The sequence below is a fragment of the Salinivibrio sp. PR932 genome (assembly GCF_001996125.1).
GTDB lineage: Bacteria > Pseudomonadota > Gammaproteobacteria > Enterobacterales > Vibrionaceae > Salinivibrio > Salinivibrio proteolyticus.
The window spans coordinates 21,721-40,189 of sequence record NZ_MUFM01000019.1 but is presented as its reverse complement, the minus strand read 5'-3'; the positions used below and the strand labels follow the sequence as shown (position 1 = coordinate 40,189).

15 protein-coding genes and 4 tRNA genes are annotated in these 18,469 nt (G+C 52.1%); 18 read left to right on the top strand and 1 reads right to left on the bottom strand.

Annotated features, from left to right (window positions below; genetic code table 11):
- Window positions 1-3 precede the first annotated feature (3 nt).
- From BZG84_RS10510 to BZG84_RS10495, 4 genes are all read left to right on the top strand, one after another.
- Window positions 4-79: transfer RNA gene (locus BZG84_RS10510), tRNA-Gly, on the top strand.
- 38 nt (window positions 80-117) lie between these two features.
- A tRNA-Gly gene (locus BZG84_RS10505) sits at window positions 118-193 on the top strand.
- Between the two features lie 30 nt (window positions 194-223).
- Window positions 224-299 (top strand) — tRNA-Gly (locus BZG84_RS10500).
- An 18-nt stretch (window positions 300-317) separates the two neighbouring features.
- Window positions 318-393, top strand: a tRNA-Gly gene (locus BZG84_RS10495).
- Between the two features lie 472 nt (window positions 394-865).
- Here the strand turns inward: BZG84_RS10495 and queG are convergent.
- Window positions 866-1,993 carry a tRNA epoxyqueuosine(34) reductase QueG gene (queG, locus tag BZG84_RS10490; RefSeq protein ID WP_158011485.1) on the bottom strand — a complete coding sequence of 376 codons (1,128 nt, stop codon included), beginning with the start codon at window positions 1,991-1,993 and terminating at the stop codon, window positions 866-868.
- Window positions 1,994-2,074: 81 nt separating this feature from the next.
- On the opposite strand from queG, the gene BZG84_RS10485 reads away from it, so the two are divergent.
- The 14 genes from BZG84_RS10485 (at window position 2,075) to rlmB (ending at window position 18,392) form a co-directional block, all read left to right on the top strand.
- On the top strand, window positions 2,075-3,547 hold the full coding sequence (locus tag BZG84_RS10485; protein ID WP_077480409.1) for a bifunctional ADP-dependent NAD(P)H-hydrate dehydratase/NAD(P)H-hydrate epimerase: 1,473 nt from the start codon (window positions 2,075-2,077) through the stop codon (window positions 3,545-3,547).
- A 30-nt stretch (window positions 3,548-3,577) separates the two neighbouring features.
- Entirely contained in the window at window positions 3,578-4,048 is a 471-nt protein-coding gene (gene tsaE, locus BZG84_RS10480; protein WP_077480408.1) for a tRNA (adenosine(37)-N6)-threonylcarbamoyltransferase complex ATPase subunit type 1 TsaE, read from the top strand.
- Between the two features lies 1 nt (window position 4,049).
- Complete coding sequence (locus BZG84_RS10475) at window positions 4,050-5,741, top strand: LysM peptidoglycan-binding domain-containing protein (protein ID WP_077678179.1); 1,692 nt, start codon at window positions 4,050-4,052, stop codon at window positions 5,739-5,741.
- Between the two features lies 1 nt (window position 5,742).
- Window positions 5,743-7,698, top strand: coding sequence for a DNA mismatch repair endonuclease MutL (gene mutL / locus BZG84_RS10470; protein WP_077480406.1), 1,956 nt, complete (start codon window positions 5,743-5,745; stop codon window positions 7,696-7,698).
- Window positions 7,691-8,632: a tRNA (adenosine(37)-N6)-dimethylallyltransferase MiaA gene (gene miaA, locus BZG84_RS10465; protein WP_077457587.1), complete on the top strand. Its 942-nt coding sequence runs from the start codon at window positions 7,691-7,693 to the stop codon at window positions 8,630-8,632. Before mutL ends, miaA begins: the two co-directional genes overlap by 8 nt.
- Window positions 8,633-8,709: 77 nt before the next feature.
- Window positions 8,710-8,988: an RNA chaperone Hfq gene (hfq, locus tag BZG84_RS10460; protein ID WP_069589712.1), complete on the top strand. Its 279-nt coding sequence runs from the start codon at window positions 8,710-8,712 to the stop codon at window positions 8,986-8,988.
- Window positions 8,989-9,015: 27 nt separating this feature from the next.
- A complete protein-coding gene (gene hflX / locus BZG84_RS10455) occupies window positions 9,016-10,308 on the top strand; it encodes a ribosome rescue GTPase HflX (RefSeq protein ID WP_069589711.1) in 1,293 nt (430 codons plus the stop codon).
- A gap of 49 nt (window positions 10,309-10,357) precedes the next feature.
- On the top strand, window positions 10,358-11,524 hold the full coding sequence (hflK, locus tag BZG84_RS10450; RefSeq protein ID WP_069589710.1) for an FtsH protease activity modulator HflK: 1,167 nt from the start codon (window positions 10,358-10,360) through the stop codon (window positions 11,522-11,524).
- A 2-nt stretch (window positions 11,525-11,526) separates the two neighbouring features.
- Window positions 11,527-12,417, top strand: a complete 891-nt coding sequence (gene hflC / locus BZG84_RS10445; RefSeq protein WP_077457591.1) for a protease modulator HflC — start codon at window positions 11,527-11,529, stop codon at window positions 12,415-12,417.
- 101 nt (window positions 12,418-12,518) lie between these two features.
- Window positions 12,519-12,704 carry a DUF2065 domain-containing protein gene (locus BZG84_RS10440; RefSeq protein ID WP_069589707.1) on the top strand — a complete coding sequence of 62 codons (186 nt, stop codon included), beginning with the start codon at window positions 12,519-12,521 and terminating at the stop codon, window positions 12,702-12,704.
- Between the two features lie 125 nt (window positions 12,705-12,829).
- Window positions 12,830-14,128: an adenylosuccinate synthase gene (locus BZG84_RS10435; protein ID WP_077480288.1), complete on the top strand. Its 1,299-nt coding sequence runs from the start codon at window positions 12,830-12,832 to the stop codon at window positions 14,126-14,128.
- 201 nt (window positions 14,129-14,329) lie between these two features.
- Window positions 14,330-14,950, top strand: coding sequence for a flagellar protein MotX (motX, locus tag BZG84_RS10430; protein ID WP_077480287.1), 621 nt, complete (start codon window positions 14,330-14,332; stop codon window positions 14,948-14,950).
- Between the two features lie 208 nt (window positions 14,951-15,158).
- Window positions 15,159-17,654, top strand: a complete 2,496-nt coding sequence (gene rnr, locus BZG84_RS10425) for a ribonuclease R (RefSeq protein WP_077480286.1) — start codon at window positions 15,159-15,161, stop codon at window positions 17,652-17,654.
- Between the two features lie 3 nt (window positions 17,655-17,657).
- Complete coding sequence (gene rlmB / locus BZG84_RS10420; RefSeq protein ID WP_077480285.1) at window positions 17,658-18,392, top strand: 23S rRNA (guanosine(2251)-2'-O)-methyltransferase RlmB; 735 nt, start codon at window positions 17,658-17,660, stop codon at window positions 18,390-18,392.
- The last annotated feature ends 77 nt before the right edge of the window (window positions 18,393-18,469 follow it).

Sequence of the window (18,469 nt, the reverse complement as noted above, 5' to 3'; positions counted from 1 at the left end):
AAAGCGACATTAGCTCAGCTGGTAGAGCGCAACCTTGCCAAGGTTGAGGTCACGAGTTCGAACCTCGTATGTCGCTCCAAATTAATGTTCGATCTGGTGTGGATCAGGTCGATCTAAGCGACACTAGCTCAGCTGGTAGAGCGCAACCTTGCCAAGGTTGAGGTCACGAGTTCGAACCTCGTGTGTCGCTCCAATTTAAAATTCGATGTAACGCATCGGCAATGCGACATTAGCTCAGCTGGTAGAGCGCAACCTTGCCAAGGTTGAGGTCACGAGTTCGAACCTCGTATGTCGCTCCAAATTACAACTCGGTATAAGCGACACTAGCTCAGCTGGTAGAGCGCAACCTTGCCAAGGTTGAGGTCACGAGTTCGAACCTCGTGTGTCGCTCCAATCACTTGGTTAAACACCAGTGCAACGTTTTTTATAACGTTCTCTTTAATGCTGTGAAGCATCATTCCTGATTTTTCGCTAACTATTTCGTCAAACCTTTCCCAAGGCGGCGTGATAGCGCGGTTTCGTCAGTTATTGCACAGAGTTATCCACAGAACTATGCTTGTGGATAAACTGGTTGATGAATTCTTGCCGGCGAGAGAGGGTGGTGAGATATTGATCAAGTGCCTTGTGTTTGTAGTACGGTGCTAATCGACACATTTAAAGCGCAAAACCTTGATTTTAAGTGGTTTTTTACCTTTTTCTTCCAGTTTGCTTAACGCTTTTCCACAGTCTTATTCACTTCCGTGATCTTGCTCGCTTAATGCACCACCAATGTGTTTAACTATCAAGAAGTGCACCAAAACGGCGCTTACTTATGGACTTTTCCACATTGTGTGAATAGCGTCATCTTTCCGTGATAAGCCGCCGGTTAGGCGTCTCTAGGCAGGCCTTTTTCGATAATGCGCACTAGCCGTTTGGTGCCAGTGGGTAAAAGCTGCACATCTATTTGTAGTCGCTTTTTCTCTTGTTCGCCAAGTGCCCACTGAATATGTTCATCGACTAAGTCATCTTCACCGAGTCGTGCAGACAGGCTGTTGACGATATCTTCATCATAGGGGGCATTCCCCATCGCGATCGCGAGGTTACGCCGCCATTTACGTATGCCAATTCGTCGAATCGCTGATCCTTGGGTCAGAGATAAAAACGTGTCTTCATCCCAGTTAAAAAGGGTCGTGAGTGGCTGCTGCTCAAGGCTTGGGCGGCAATAAAAATCGGCCTCTAGGGTTAATTCTGCATCGCGGTTAAATGGACACACCAGTTGGCAGTCATCGCAGCCATAAATACGGTTACCGATGGCATGACGAAACTCGAGTGGGATCACACCATCGTACTCAATCGTGAGATAAGAGATGCAGCGACGTGCATCGACCACGCCTTCGGCGACGATCGCTTGGGTTGGGCAGCTGGTCATACAGGCTACACATTTACCGCACTGGTTTTCGACCGGAGTATCGACCGGCAAAGGAAGATCGACCAATAACTCGCCGAGAAAGAACCAAGATCCTGTCTCTTTGTTGAGGATCAGCGAGTGCTTGCCTGTCCAGCCTAGGCCGGCTTTTTCCGCGAGCGGGCGTTCTAAAACAGGGGCAGAGTCGACAAAAGGACGATATCCGTATGGGCCTACTTCAGCCTCAATCTGCTGGCCCAACTTTTTGAGGCGGTTTCGGATCAGTTTGTGATAATCCCGCCCCAACGAATAGCGACTCACATACCCTAGCGTTGGATTGGCCAATGTGGTGGCAAAGCCCGCGTTAGGCGGCAAGTAGTTCATCCTTACACTGATCACGCGTACGGTGCCGGGCACCAACTCTTGTGGACGCGCGCGCATCATGCCGTGACGCGCCATCCAATCCATCTCACCGTGATATCCCAGATCTAACCAACGCTGCAGTTGCGCTTCATGTTGCGTAAGATCAACATCCGTGATCCCCACATGCTGGAAGCCTAGCGCTTGTCCCCATTGCTTGATACGTTGGGCTAATTGGTTGAAATCAATTGAAGCATCGGGCGTGGGGTGCGACATAACGAGAAATCCTGGGCCGTGAAGTGGTGCAAGCACAATGAATGGAGGCATTCGATGGCAGCAAGTTTACCACAGAGTTTTTATCGTGCAGAGCAAGTCCGTGAAGGTGAGATTGCCGTGGCGAAGGCCCTTGAGATCCCGATGTACCAGTTAATGCTCCGCGCCGGACAAGCCGTTTTTGACACGTTAGCGCAGCGTTATCCGAATGCCGCACGGATATTGATTGTGTGTGGGGTGGGCAATAATGCGGGCGATGGTTATGTGATTGCTCGGCTGGCTAAATCGTCGGGATTGAACGTTACTGTGTGGGCGTTAGGCGATCCAGAGCGGCTGACCGGGGATGCGGCCACTGCGTTTCAGGAGTGGCGGGATTGCGGGGGCACCAATGTCTCCAGCGCACCGACCATGCAACAATTTGATGTGATTGTGGATGCGATCCTCGGCACAGGCCTCTCTCGTGCGGTGACGGGGGATTATGCCGAAGCGATCTCGCGCATCAATCAAAGCCAAGTGCCTGTGATTGCCGTCGATATTCCCTCGGGGTTGTGTGCAGACAGTGGCTGTGTCAAAGGATGTGCAATCAATGCGACCATTACGGTGACGCTGATCGCGCTCAAACAAGGGTTAGTGACCGGTAAAGCGATGTCACACCGTGGCGAGCTTGTTTTTGCTGGGTTGAATGTCGCCACTGCCTTTGGTCGCCAGACACAGGCTGCCGGCTGGCTGATGAGTGATGATCTTTGCCAACGGTATCTTCCCAAACGTGATCGCACTGCGCACAAAGGCCAGTTCGGTCGAGTGCTTTGTTTGGGCGGCGATCATGGTATGGCCGGTGCGGTGACGTTGTCAGCACAGGCGGCATTGCGGACGGGCGCGGGGTTAGTCAAAGTCGTGACCCAAGCGGATCACACTCTGATGTTGGTAACGCGTCAACCCGAATTAATGACCCTAGGTTGGGCACCTGGGCAGTCACTGAGTGAGGCACTGGAATGGGCGACAAACTTGGTGATTGGCCCGGGGCTTGGCAGCAGTGCGTGGTCTGACGCGCTGTGGAAAATCGCGGTTAGTGCGCGTGGTACTAAAGTGATTGATGCCGATGGACTCAATAAACTCGCCCGCCATCCGCAACAGCGAGACGACTGGGTATTAACCCCCCATCCGGGAGAAGCTGCGCGTTTATTGGGCTGTGAAGTGGCGGATGTGGAACTCGATCGCTTCGCCGCCGTCAAAGCTATCCAGACACGCTACGGCGGGGTAGTAGTACTTAAAGGCGCAGGCACGATCGTATATGATGGCACAGATTATGCTGTAGCCAATGTGGGGAATCCGGGCATGGCATCTGGCGGCATGGGCGATGTGTTATCTGGCGTTATTGGTAGCTTTATCGCTCAAGGCGTTGATTTATTTCATGCAGCGGCCATGGGCTGCTATCTTCATGGTAAAGCCGGTGACCAAGCGGCACTTGCCGGCGAACGTGGTTTGCTTGCCAGTGATTTATTACCCGAGTTACAGCGATTGATCGATTAATAAAGCCAACAGACGAGACGCAGTAGTAGCATGACCCAAACTTTTCATACCCAGTTGGCAGACGCCGACAGTACTGTTGCCCTTGGGGCAGCGTTGGCCCGTGCTTGTACGCAAAGCACAACCTGTTATTTACATGGCGATCTGGGCGCAGGAAAAACGACGTTTTGTCGCGGATTTGTTCAAGCAATGGGTCATACGGGTAACGTCAAAAGTCCGACGTATACCTTGGTCGAGCCTTACCAGCTCCCGCCTTGGCAGGTCTATCACTTTGACCTGTACCGCTTGGCTGACCCAGAAGAGTTGGAATTTATGGGGATTCGGGATTATTTCAATGAACAGGCACTGTGCCTGATTGAATGGCCGGAAAAAGGGAAGGGCTGGTTACCTCATGCTGATCTTGATATCACTTTGCAGTATGACGGCGAGCAACGCACGGTGGCGCTGACCGCGAACACCGAAGTCGGTGTGTCGGTTATCAATCGCTTAGAATGGGATGACTAGCATGATGTGGCAGCGGCTATGCACCTTGATGATCGCGGGTCTGTTCAGCGTAACAGGCTGGGCCAATCAGATTGAAAATATTCGCGTTTGGCCTGCGCCTAATGAAACACGGGTCGTGGTCGATTTAGCGGATACGCCAGACTTTAGTTACTTTTCACTGACTCGACCTGACCGTTTGGTCATTGATTTAAAGCAGAGCTCACTGGCGACCTCGCTCCCAAAGCCGGTCAAGGGCAGCGATATACTGACTAAAATTCGCAAAAGTAGCCCGCCTGCCAAGTCCACCTATCGATTGGTATTTGAGTTAAAAGATGCGGCCAAGCCGCACATCTTCGCTTTGGCCCCGGGTGGCGAGTATGGCCACCGCTTGGTGGTGGATTTGCCTCATCCTGATAAAGTCGATAAGAATAAACCCGACTTGAGTGCCGCGGAAAAGAAGCGTCGAGAAACGGTGGCCGCGTTGCCGTTTGGCACCGATGATATCGTCGTGGCGATCGATGCCGGTCATGGAGGCAACGACCCGGGCGCGGTTGGCCCGACACGAAAATTTGAAAAATACGTCACGCTGGCGATCGCCAAGCAAACCGCTGCCCGCATTAATGCGGTACCTGGGATGCGAGCGGTACTTACGCGCACCGGTGATTACTTTGTCGATTTGAATCGACGCTCAGAGATTGCCCGCCAGCACAAAGCCCACTTATTGGTTTCAATTCATGCCGATGGTTTCCACAAGCCTCAACCACGAGGGGCGTCGGTATGGGTGCTATCTCGTCGCCGCGCGAACAGTGAAATTGGTCGCTGGATTGAAAGGCACGAAGAGCAATCCAATCTATTGGGTGGTGGGTCCTTATTAGCGCAAAACAACGAAGATGAATACCTGAGTCGCGCGGTGCTGGATTTGCAGTTCAGCAACTCGCAAAAAGAAGGCTATAACGTGGCGACCCGGGTGCTTAAAGAATTGGGTAAAGTCACCAAGCTGCATAAATCGAGCCCTGAGCACGCCAGTTTGGCTGTCCTCAAATCGCCTGATATTCCCTCGTTGCTAATTGAAACAGGGTTTATTTCTAACCCACAAGAAGAACGGCTCCTGTTCCAACGGGATCACCAGCGCCGGCTTGCCGATGCGGTCTATCACGGGATCCGTAATTATTTTGAACATTTCCCGCCCGATGGCACCTTATTCGCTGCCCGTAAAAATGGGGTAAAACATACTGTCACGGCGGGGCAGTCGTTGTCTTTGATCGCCAATAAATACCAAAGCTCGGTCGCGGCGATTAAATCCGCCAATGGGCTAAGCTCTAACACGTTGCGGGTCGGGCAAGTGCTGTCTATCCCTAATGTCGATGTCGCTAAACTCGCCGGTAAGGCGGATAACGGTGCCTCTTCGACGCGTACGGTTACCCATACCGTGAGCCGCGGCGAGTTTCTGGGCAAGATTGCCGAGCACTATCAGGTGTCGGTCAGTACTATTCGCCGAGCCAATAGTCTGAAATCGGACACGCTTTGGGTTGGGCAAAAACTGTCGATTCCCGGCGCCACGACGCCGGATCGCAAGCACAAAGTCAAACGTGGCGAGTACTTAGGAAAAATCGCCGCGAATTATGGCGTGACCATTGAAAGCTTGCGGCAAGCCAACTCGCTGCGCTCTGACACCTTGGCGGTGGGGCAGACGTTAATCATTCCGGGAAGTTGATATGGCCATTCAGATTTTACCGGCTCGCTTGGCCAACCAAATCGCCGCGGGTGAAGTGGTCGAAAGACCAGCGTCTGTGGTCAAAGAGTTGGTCGAGAACAGTATTGATGCGGGCGCGACCCGTATCGATATCGATATTGAAAAAGGCGGCAGTAAGCTGATCCGTGTGCGTGATAACGGTAGCGGAATTAGTAAAGCAGATTTGCAGTTGGCGTTAAGCCGACATGCCACCTCAAAAATCCACACCTTGGATGATCTCGAAGCGATCATGAGTTTAGGCTTTCGCGGCGAGGCGCTGGCGAGTATCAGCTCCGTTTCTCGCCTGACCATCACCTCGCGTCCTGCTGAACAGCAAGAAGCGTGGTCAGCGTATGCGGAAGGCCGTGATATGGCCGTGAGTGTGAAGCCTGCGGCGCATCCTGTGGGGTGTACGGTGGAAGTGGTTGACTTGTTTTTCAATACACCCGCACGACGTAAGTTTCTACGTACCGAGAAAACCGAATTTGGCCATATTGATGAGCTGTTGCGCCGTATCGCACTGAGCCGTTTCGATATCACCATTAACTTGCGTCACAACGGTACGCCTGTGCGTCAGTATCGGCGTGTGCCTGAACAGGGCGATCCGGTGCGTCGTCTCAAAGCGGTATGTGGGCAAAAGTTTGTTGACCATGCATTGCGTGTGGAGCTGACCCATCATGATATGACGCTTCGGGGATGGATTTGTACGCCAGAAGGTGCGCGTCAGCAAAATGATATGCAGCACTGCTTTGTCAATCAGCGGATGATGAAAGACAAGCTGATTAACCATGCGATTCGTCAAGGCTATGAGCAAAGCCTTGCCCCTGACCAATATGCGGCGTTTGTTCTTTACATTGATGTGGATCCGCACCAAGTGGATGTGAATGTACACCCCGCGAAGCATGAAGTGCGATTCCATCAAGCCCGCTTGGTGCATGACTTTATTTTCCAAGCTATTTTTGATGCATTACAGCAGGCCAGTTCTCCCGTCTTAGAGGGGGTGGACAATGAAACCGGTGAGATCCGCGAACAGGCTAGCTATCAGACACGGCCATCTGCGGTGGCTAGTGACTACCAAACCGCGGTGAACCGTTTTCCGGATTATCCCGGCCAGCGCACGGAGCCGGTCCGCGAGGGTGGGCAATCAGGGGAATGGTCGGGGAGTCGCGCGTTTTCCTCGCAACCCGCGCCACCATCTAAAAAGGCGACACAAGCGTATCAGGCACTGATGACGCCTTACGCGTCAGAACAAAAGCCGCACACGCAGACCACACTCTCGGAAACATCAGCCCCAGCCGTGTCTGAGGCTGTGTCAACGGTGGAGGCGGCGGTCGCCGATGTCAGCGATCGACCCGCCCGTACAGAAAGTGGGTTAGGCAAAGTGCTTGCCGTGACTCACGGTCACTATGTACTGATCGCGCGCGGCGATGCATTGTGGTTGGCGGATTATCAAGCCTTGCAGACATGGCGTCAGCAGGGCGCGTTGCGACCCGCCCTTGATGAAGGGTTAGTGGCACAGCCGCTATTGATCCCGCAACGGATGTCGGCGTCGCCTCAAGAATGTGAGGCGGTTGAGCACTATCAAACCTTATTAGGGCGCTTTGGGATCCATATAAAGGTAAAAGGACAACAGTTGATGGTCATGACAGTATGTCAGCCACTGCGCCAGTCCAACCTTCAAGCTTTTATTCCTGACTTGTTGGCATTTTTATTGTCATTAACCCCAGATCAACCCCATGAAGATCACAGCTCAAGCATGTGGAGTTGGCTGGCAAAGCAGTTGACAGTAGCATCGGATCACGTCAGCCTTGCGCAAGCGGTACAGACCGTTTCGGAAATTGAACAATATTGGCAGGGCGAGGCGTTACAGCATGGCTATCAGCGCGTGTTTAAACGTCTTGACTTGACCACAGCGATAGAAGCATTAAAGCATGACTAATCCGTTGCCCAAGGCCATTTTTCTGATGGGGCCGACTGCCTCAGGAAAAACGGATCTGGCTATAGCGTTACGTAAAACATTGCCGGTGGAAATTATTAGTGTGGATTCGGCATTGATTTACCGCGGCATGGACATTGGTACTGCCAAACCAACGGCTGATGAATTGGCTCAGGCCCCGCATCGCCTAATTGATATTCGCGATCCGTCGCAAGCCTATTCGGCGGCCGACTTTCGTGACGATGCGCTCACCGCGATGGCGGAGATTGTTGCCCAAGGCAAAATCCCGCTGCTAGTGGGGGGCACAATGTTGTACTTTAAAGCGTTGCTCGAGGGGTTATCACCGCTACCCAGTGCAGATCCTGAGGTGCGCGACGCGATAGAAAAAGAGGCGCAGCAGCACGGTTGGGAGGCATTGCATCAGCAGTTATGCCATATTGATCCTGTTGCGGGCGCGCGGATCCATCCTAATGATCCGCAGCGCATCATGCGTGCGTTAGAAGTATTCCGGGTTTCCGGACACACATTAACGGCGCTAACGGAGAAAAAAGGTGATCCTTTGCCGTATCAGGTTCACCAGTTCGCAATCACTCCTCAGGATCGAGGGGAGTTGCATCGCCGCATCGAACTTCGCTTTGCCAAGATGGTCGAGGCGGGGTTTGAACAGGAGGTACGCACGCTGTATGAAAGAGGTGATCTGCATCCGGATTTACCGTCGATTCGTTGCGTGGGGTATCGCCAGATGTGGGATTATTTGGCCGGACGCTGCACCCATGAAGAAGCCGTTTATCGTGGGATTTGCGCGACGCGCCAGTTGGCCAAACGTCAGATTACTTGGCTTCGCGGCTGGGAAAATGTGACTTGGCTTGATAGTGACTCGCCGTCACTATCTTTACAAACGGTGACAAAAGCGTTGGCGGCAGAGACAGAGACTTAATGTATACTGTCCCTGACAAGGACGCTGCTTAACCGCTTAGATTGACTACAATTACAAACAAATAAGGAAAAGAAATAATGGCTAAGGGGCAATCATTACAAGACCCATTCTTAAATGCGCTACGTCGTGAGCGTATTCCCGTTTCCATTTACTTGGTGAATGGCATTAAGTTGCAAGGCCAGATTGAATCGTTTGATCAATTCGTGATTCTGCTGAAAAACACGGTTAACCAGATGGTGTATAAGCACGCGATCTCAACCGTCGTGCCTGCACGTCCAGTCAGCCACCATAACAATAACCAGGGTTCTGCCGAGCGTTCACACGGTGATCGTCAGCAGGATAAACCTGAGGAGTGAGCATTCATTTGCTAAGGAGCTGTTTGCTTGTTTGACCGTTACGAGGCCGGTGAACAGGCTGTACTCGTTCATATCAATTTTACCCATGATGGCGAGTGGGACGATCTCAGCGAATTTCAAATGCTGGTATCGTCCTCGGGTGTCGATGCCTTGCAAGTTGTTGTCGGCAGCCGTCAGTCACCACATCCTAAGTATTTTGTCGGTGAGGGTAAGGCGCAAGAAGTCGCCGACACCGTACGCCAAGTCGGTGCGGATGTCGTGATCTTCAATCACGCATTATCACCGGCGCAAGAGCGTAACTTGGAACAATTATTTAAATGTCGAGTGTTAGATCGAACCGGCTTGATCCTCGACATCTTTGCCCAACGTGCACGCACCCATGAGGGTAAGTTGCAGGTAGAGCTGGCCCAGCTACGCCACCTGTCAACGCGTTTGGTGCGAGGCTGGACTCACCTTGAGCGGCAAAAAGGTGGGATTGGCTTGCGCGGGCCGGGTGAAACCCAGTTGGAAACTGACCGTCGATTATTGCGAGATCGGGTAAAAGCGATTCTTCGTCGGTTGGAAAAAGTCGCCAAGCAGCGAGAGCAGGGACGTCGTGCGCGGGCGCGCGCGGAAGTGCCCACTATCTCACTCGTAGGCTATACCAACGCTGGGAAATCAACGTTATTTAACCGCATCACTGAAGCGGGTGTGTATGCCGCGGATCAGTTGTTTGCCACCCTCGATCCGACCTTACGTCGGATTGAAGTGGAGGATGTTGGCCCCTCAATTCTTGCCGACACGGTGGGCTTTATTCGCCACCTGCCGCACGATTTGGTGGCTGCATTTAAAGCAACCTTGCAAGAAACCCAAGAAGCGGACTTGCTGCTGCACGTGGTCGATGCCAGTGATGACAGGTACCGTGACAATATGGAAGCGGTCAACAGCGTGCTAGAAGAAATTGACGCCGCTGATGTGCCTCGTCTGATTGTCATGAACAAAATCGATAGTCTAGAACGCGCTGAACCTCGTATTGAACGAGACGACGAGGGGATCCCACAAGCGGTATGGGTCTCGGCGCTATCCGGACAAGGAATTTCGCTGATATTTGAAGCCCTCACCGAGCGTTTGGCTGGCACCATGGTGAAACATCGCCTGCGGTTGCCACCAAGCATGGCGGGCCGAATGCACAGTAAGTTTTGTCAGATGCGCTGCATTGTGCACGAGGAGTACCAAGACGATGGTCACTTACTCGTTGATGTGCGTTTGCCACAAACAGATTGGTATCGGCTGGAAAAAAGAGAAGGCAGTCACCTTGGCGACTTTATCGTCAGCGACTAGGCTGCTAAAGTAAAAAACTATCGTCAGATCAATTTGATGGAGAGCGCGAATGGCGTGGAATGAGCCAGGAAACAATGGCGGTCCCGATAAAGACCCCTGGGGCAATCGTGGTGGCCGGAATCAAGGCCCACCGGATCTTGATGAACTATTTAATAAGCTAAGCCGCAAACTCGGTGGCTTAGGCGGTGGAGGCCGTAAAGGCAAAGGTCCATCCTTTGGAGGTGGCGTCGCCGGTCTGGGTGTACTAGCACTGATTGGCGCAATTGTTTGGGGGATCTCTGGGTTCTACACCATCGGCGAAGCCGAGCGGGGTGTGGTGCTGCGTTTTGGACAATATGACCGGATCGTGCAGCCTGGTTTGAACTGGAAACCTACCTTTGTGGATACAGTCAGCACCGTCAACGTTGAATCTATCCGTTCTCTGAACAGCTCGGGCCTTATGCTGACCAAAGACGAGAACGTGGTGAACGTTGAAATGGACGTGCAATACCGCGTGATGGATCCACAGCAATATCTTTACAGCGTCACCAATGCTGACGATAGCTTGCGTCAAGCGACAGATTCAGCGCTTCGTGCGGTGGTCGGTGACTCCTTGATGGACGATATCATCACCCGTGGTCGTCAAGAAGTGCGTGAGCGTACCCAAGTAGAACTCAACAAAATCATCGACAAGTACGACATGGGACTGTTGGTGGTAGATGTGAACTTCCAATATGCGCGCCCACCGGAGCAAGTGAAAGACGCATTTGATGATGCGATTGCAGCACGAGAGGATGAAGCGCGCTTTATCCGTGAAGCTGAAGCCTATCGTAATGACGTATTGCCAAAAGCAACCGGTCGTGCGGAAACCTTGAAAAAAGCCGCATTGGGTTACAAAGAGCGTACGGTTAACGAAGCTCAAGGTGAAGTGTCTCAATTTGAGAAACTCTTGCCTGAGTATCGTGAAGCCCCACGTGTGACGCGTAATCGTCTGTATATTCAGACCATGGAAGAAGTCTACAGCAACACCAGTAAGGTGATGGTGGATTCGCAAAGCGGCAACAGCAATCTGTTATATCTCCCACTCGATAAGCTAATGGGAGGCGCAGCCGTTGGACCGAACCAGCGTAAAGAGACGTCGAGCAGCCAATATGGTATTGAGCTTGAACAAAGCGCACAGCCAACTCAGCAAGAGTCGGCGCCGCGTTCTGGTTCATCACGAGAAGGGAGATACTAAGCATGCGTAAGATGATGATCCCTGTTGTCGTCCTAGCCGTTGTTGTCTTTTTGATGTCGATCTTCGTGGTGAGTGAAGGCGAACGTAGCATTGTGGTCCGTTTTGGGCGCGTGCTTAAAGCGGATAACGACGTGGCGAAAATCTATCAGCCGGGTTTGCATTTCAAACTGCCATTGTTTGATCGCGTCAATACACTCGATGCGCGTATCCAAACCATGGATGACCGTGCTGACCGTTTTGTTACCGCCGAGAAAAAAGACGTCATTATTGACTCTTACGTGAAGTGGCGTATCAAAGACTTTGGCCAGTATTACCTGTCCACTGGTGGGGGTAACAAACTGACTGCCGAGTCGTTGTTGCAGCGTCGTGTCGCGGATGGCTTGCGTGCCGAAATCGGTAGCAAAACCATTAAAGAAATCGTGTCTGAAAAGCGTGATGAGGTCATGAAAAGTGTCCTTGATCGTGCGGCGAGCGAAGGTTCACGTGATTTGGGTATTGAGTTGATTGACTTGCGTATCAAGCGTATCAACCTGCCGAGTGAAATCAGTGAGTCTATTTATGCACGTATGCGTGCCGAGCGTGAGGCGGTTGCCCGTCGTCATCGTGCACAAGGGCGTGAGCAAGCGGAAATTATTCGCGCGCAAGCTGAGCTAGAAGTGGCGACCATTCTGTCTAAAGCAGAGCGTCAAGCGCGGATCACCCGTGGTGAAGCTGACGCGGAAGTGGCGAAGCTATTTGCTAACGCGTTCAAGAAAGAGCCTGAGTTTTATAGCTTTGTTCGCTCGCTACAAGCCTATCGTAAGAGCTTCAACAGCAAGAGCGATATGCTGGTGGTTGATCCGAAAAGTGACTTCTTCAAATACATGAAGCAGCCTGACGTGATCAATAAATAAACCGCAATAACCGCGAGAAAAGACAAGGCACTGCGCCTTGTCTTTTTTTTATTTTCTTCGGCTTATCGCGCACAGCAAGATTCAATGTAGGAGGATGAATCATGACGACATTATGGGGAGCGCTTGCGCTGGTATTGGTGGTCGAAGGGTTGGGGCCCATGTTATTTCCTAAACAATGGCGACAAATGGTGACTGAACTGAGCCAACAGCCGGATAATCAGTTGCGACGTATCGGAGGCTGCTTGGTGGTGATCGGTGCGGTATTGGCCTATTACCTCTTGAGTTAATCAAGGGGCTGTCAGCTTGACGTGACAAGCCCATGGTAAGAAAACGACATTATGGTTAAAAAATAACTGCAACCGTTTTTTGAAGGTGCTAGAATCCATTTTTAACTAGCTGCATATCGAAAAAGATGGGTAATAACGTAGTAGTTCTCGGCACCCAATGGGGTGACGAAGGTAAGGGAAAGATCGTTGATCTTTTGACTGAAGACGCAAAATACGTGGTTCGCTATCAAGGCGGTCACAATGCTGGTCATACTCTTGTCATCGACGGCGAGAAAACCGTCCTACACTTGATTCCTTCTGGTATCCTTCGCAACAACGTTAAATGTATCATCGGTAACGGTGTTGTGCTGTCGCCGGACGCTCTGCTGAAAGAAATGGGTGAGCTGGAAGCGCGCGGTGTGCCGGTTCGTGAGCGCCTATTCCTGTCAGAAGCTTGTCCTCTGATCCTGCCATATCACATTGCGCTTGACGCAGCACGTGAGCAAGCACGCGGTAAGAAAGCCATCGGTACGACCGGTCGCGGTATCGGGCCTGCATACGAAGATAAAGTGGCACGTCGTGGTTTGCGTGTTGGCGATCTGTTCGACAAAGAAGCCTTTGCTGAAAAGCTAAAAGAAGTGATGGAATTCCATAACTTCCAGCTTGAGCATTTCTACAAGGCTGAGCCTGTGAGCTATGAAGAGACCTTGGCGAAAGTCATGGAGCAAGCGGACATCCTTACCGGTATGGTGATGGACGTGACTCAAGAGCTCGATGATGCCCGCAAACGTGGTGACAAAATCATGTTTGAAGGCGCACAAGGCACCTTGCTAGACATTGACCACGGTACTTATCCGTATGTTACCTCATCGAACACCACCGCCGGCGGCGTTGCTGCAGGTTCTGGTTTTGGTCCGCGTCACCTTGGCTATATCTTGGGTATTGCTAAAGCGTATTGTACGCGTGTCGGTGCGGGTCCATTCCCGACTGAGTTGGATGATGAGATTGGCATGCACCTTGGCACTAAAGGTGCCGAATTTGGTGCGACCACGGGCCGTAAACGTCGTTGTGGTTGGTTTGATGCGGTTGCGATGCGTCGTGCGGTGCAAATCAACTCAGTATCAGGTTTCTGTCTGACTAAGCTTGACGTGATGGACGGCTTGGAAGAAATCAAAATTTGTACCGGTTACAAGATGGCAGACGGTTCAACCGTTGAGGTATCACCTCTGGCCGCTGACGCGTACGAAAACATCGAGCCTATCTATGAAAGCATGCCTGGCTGGAGCGAGAACACCTTTGGGGTGAAATCTCTCGACGAACTGCCGCAAGCGGCGCTCGATTACATCAAGCGTATCGAAGAGCTGACCGGTGTGCCGATTGATATTGTTTCAACGGGTCCTGACCGCAACGAAACCATCATCAAAGTACATCCGTTTGCTGAATAAGCAATTGCTTTGAATGATAAAAGCCAGCGCCTTGTCGCTGGCTTTTTTAATGCTTTTTTCGCTCAGCTTGGAATCGAGATCGCGCGATAGCGGAAAAAACTTGCCGCCTTTGCTAAAGTCATTTCACATAGCGCCGATACAAAAAAGGCACAGGTAGCCCTGACGCTGCTGCTTAGTTTTTTGTTTTGATAGCGAGTAGGCATGAAGTTTCGAACGCTAGTTTTTTCTCTTTTGTTGTCAACAGCAGCGGCCAAAGCGGACGTCGGCCCCGCTGTGCCTGTGTATGAAGAGAGCGAATTGATTGCCTTGTTCGAAACCAACTCTCACCTTGAGCGAGTGAGGCAGGACGAATGCCAATTGATCCAAGATATTGAAGCACGTGCTACCCGTGTTGGATCGCCCGCCTATGAGTTTTTATATGGTGATATGCTGGCGTGGGGCGTGTGTGTGGATCAGGACGCTGAGCTGGGCGTTTACTACATGAAGCTGGCGGCACAACAAGGCTTGCCCGCGGCACTTGAGCAACTGGGACGCTATTATGCCAATGGCACGCTCGTCCAGCAGGACCAGCGCCGAGCCATTCCTTATCTGCGTGAAGCGGCCTCGCTGGGTGATACGCGTGCACGCATCTTACTGGCTGAGCTGCTGGTGGATGATGTCGGCTCGCCGCTCGATTATGAAGATGCATACCGTTGGTTGTATCAAACCATTACCGCGGACACCCAAACCCGCAACCGGATTGCTCAACTGCGTGCTGCGTTAGAAGCGCGTATGCCACAAAACATTATTGCGCGCGCCAAACGTCGCACCAGTTATTGGTAAGCACAATAAGCGATTTTGTCACACAAATTCGTTATACTCGTTGCCACTCATCTGTTTCCAATCTGATTCGATATGGTGTCTGCGCCATATTCCTCTCGTTGTTTACAAGCAAGACGCTGAAACAAAACGTCAAACTGCGATCATCGCGGCGCATTAGCGTCAGTTAACAGATATAATGAAATCAACATACGCCAATAGGAAAAGGTCTATGTCGCAAGACACAGGTTCGACAAAAAATACGCCCACAGGCATTGCGGCCGATCCGCACCAAGCTCGTGAAGCAGAAAAATATGACAATCCCGTCCCTAGCCGTGAACACCTGCTCGAGGTTGTACGCAGCTTTAAAGCGCCGGTAAGTCGAGACAATCTGTTCGCACACTTGGGGCTCGCCGGTGATGAACAGTATGAAGGCTTACGTCGACGCCTGCGCGCCATGGAGCGTGATGGCCAATTGGTGTTTACCCGTCGTCAGTGCTACGCCTTACCTGAGCGGTTAGATTTGGTCAAAGGCACTGTCATCGGTCACCGAGACGGCTTTGGCTTTCTACGCCCAGAAGGCAAAGGCAATCACGATGATTGGATGTTACCGCATCATCAAATGCGTAGTGTGATGCACGGTGATGTGATTTTGGCACAAGGTGTCGGCACCGATAAGCGTGGCCGCAAAGAAGCCCGTGTAGTGCGCGTACTTGAGGCGCGCCAAGGTCAGATCGTGGGTCGTTACTTTGTGGAAGATGGCATGGGCTTTGTCGTGCCCGATGATAGCCGTCTTGGTCAAGACATCGTGATCGACAAAGAGCAAACCCAAGGTGCGCGTATGGGCAATGTGGTGGTGGTCGAGATCATGCAGCGCCCGACCCGACAAACCAATCCTGTCGGTAAGATTGTTGAAGTGCTGGGCGAGAACATGGCGCCTGGCATGGAAATCGAAATTGCGATGCGCACCCACGATATTCCCCATCAATGGCCGGATGCCGTGCTCAAGCAAGTGAAAAGCTTGAGTGAGGAAGTACCAGAAAAAGCCAAAGAGGGCCGTGTCGATCTGCGTGATTTGCCACTGGTGACCATCGATGGTGAAGATGCCCGCGACTTTGATGATGCGGTCTATTGCGAACGTAAACGCTCGGGCGGCTGGCGTCTGTGGGTAGCGATTGCTGATGTCAGCTACTATGTGCGACCTGATTCGGCGTTGGATAAAGAAGCGCAAAACCGCGGTAACTCTGTCTACTTCCCTAACCAAGTCGTGCCCATGTTGCCGGAAGTGCTTTCTAATGGCTTATGCTCGCTGAACCCGCAAGTCGACCGCTTGTGTATGGTGTGTGAGATGACGATTTCTGAATCAGGGGCGCTATCTGGCTACAAGCATTACGAAGCGGTGATGAATTCCCACGCGCGTCTGACCTATACCAAGGTATCTCATATCCTTGAAGGCGATGAGGAGTTGCGTGAGCGCTACCGTTCTCTGGTCCCGCACTTAGAGACCCTGCACGATATGTACAAAGTGCTCAGTGAGGCGCGCCAACAACGCGGGGCGATTGAGTTCGAGACGGTGGAAACCCAGTTTATTTTCAACGCACAGCGTAAAATTGACCGTATTGTGCCGGTGGAGCGCAACGATGCGCACAAGATCATCGAAGAGTGTATGATCTTGGCCAATATCGCGTCGGCACGCTTTGTGGAAAAACACAAAGAGCCTGCGCTTTATCGTGTCCACGAAGCGCCGGGCGAAGAGCGCCTCAGTGGCTTTAAAGATTTCTTAGGCGAGTTAGGCTTGAGTCTCAGCGGCGGCCTTGAGCCGACGCCGAAAGACTACGCGGCACTGATGCATTTGGTGCATGGTCGCGCTGACAGTGAGCTGATCCAAACCATGTTGCTCCGCTCGATGAAGCAAGCGGTGTATCAAGCGGATAACCAAGGCCACTTCGGTTTGGCGCTCAAGCAATACGCACACTTTACCTCGCCTATTCGTCGCTATCCGGATTTGCTGTTGCACCGTGCACTCAAATATTTGATTGCCAAACAAGCGGGTAAAAACCAAGACCGTTGGACCCCGACCGGTGGCTACCACTACTCATTTGACGATATGGATGTGCTCGGCGAGCAGTGTTCGAAAACCGAACGCCGTGCTGATGATGCTACCCGTGATGTGGCTGATTGGCTTAAGTGCGAATACATGCAAGATCACGTTGGTGATGAGCTGGAAGGCGTGATCGCTAATGTCACTGGTTTTGGCCTCTTTGTTCGCCTCAATGAGCTACATATCGATGGTTTGGTCCATATTTCCAACCTCGATAATGATTACTATCGCTTTGATATGGTGGGTCAACGCTTGGTCGGTGAAGGCTCGGGACGTGTGTTCCGACTCGGCGATCAGGTGACCGTGAAAGTCTTATCCGTTAACTTGGATGAGCGACAAATCGACTTTGAGCTGGTAGGCTCTGAGCGCAAAGCCCGTCGTCCGGGGAAAACAGCCCGTGACAAACGCAAGAAAGGCCGTGCGGAGTCGAATAAAGACCCACAAGCCCGTCGCGAGCGAATGTCCGTGCGTCAGCAACTGAAACGTGGCGCCGTGCCAAGCATTGAAGAAGACAAGGCCCCTGCAGAGAAAAAAGGCAAGAAGGGCAAAGGTAAGTCGCCTGCGGAAAAAGCACGCAAGAAAAAGGCGAAGAAGCAAAAACCTAAAGCGGTCAAGAAAAAGAAGTAACCCATGAGTAATGAAACCATTTACGGCATTCATGCCGTCCAAGCCGTGCTTGCGACTGATCCATCTCGCTTTATTGACGTGATGGTGCTAAAAGGCCGTCAAGACGAACGCTTAGTGCCTGTACTAAACGAATTAGCGATGCTGGGGATCAGTATTCAGCAAGTTGGCCGCAAAGCCTTAGACGACAAAACCCAAGGTGCGTCGCACCAAGGGATAGTGGCACGTGTCAAAGCGGGCCGTCAGTATAACGAAAATGACTTGGAGGCGATCCTCGCCAACACCGAGACCCCCTTGCTGCTGGTGCTTGATGGGGTAACTGACCCCCACAACTTGGGGGCGTGCCTACGCACCGCCGATGCAGCCGGAGTGAGTGCGGTGATTGTCCCGAAAGACAAATCCGCTCAGCTTAATGCCACGGCGCGAAAAGTGGCCTGTGGCGCCGCTGAAGTCGTGCCTTTAGTGCGCGTCACCAACTTAGCGCGAACCATGCGTGCGCTCAAAGAGCAGGGCGTGTGGTTTGTGGGTACGGCGGGTGAAGCCGATCATGATGTTTACGACACCAAATTGGTGGGGCCGCTCGCCTTAGTGATGGGCGCAGAAGGAGATGGCATGCGCCGTTTGACGCGTGAAACCTGTGATGAGCTGATCCGGATTCCGATGGCGGGCAGTGTGTCGAGCTTGAATGTGTCCGTGGCGACTGGCGTTTGCTTGTATGAAGCGGTGCGTCAGCGTCGTTAACTGCAGTGTCTCTTGTTCACCGTTGAAGAAAAACGCCCCAGCTTGGGGCGTTTTGTCATTTTGGGAAGTGAAAAACC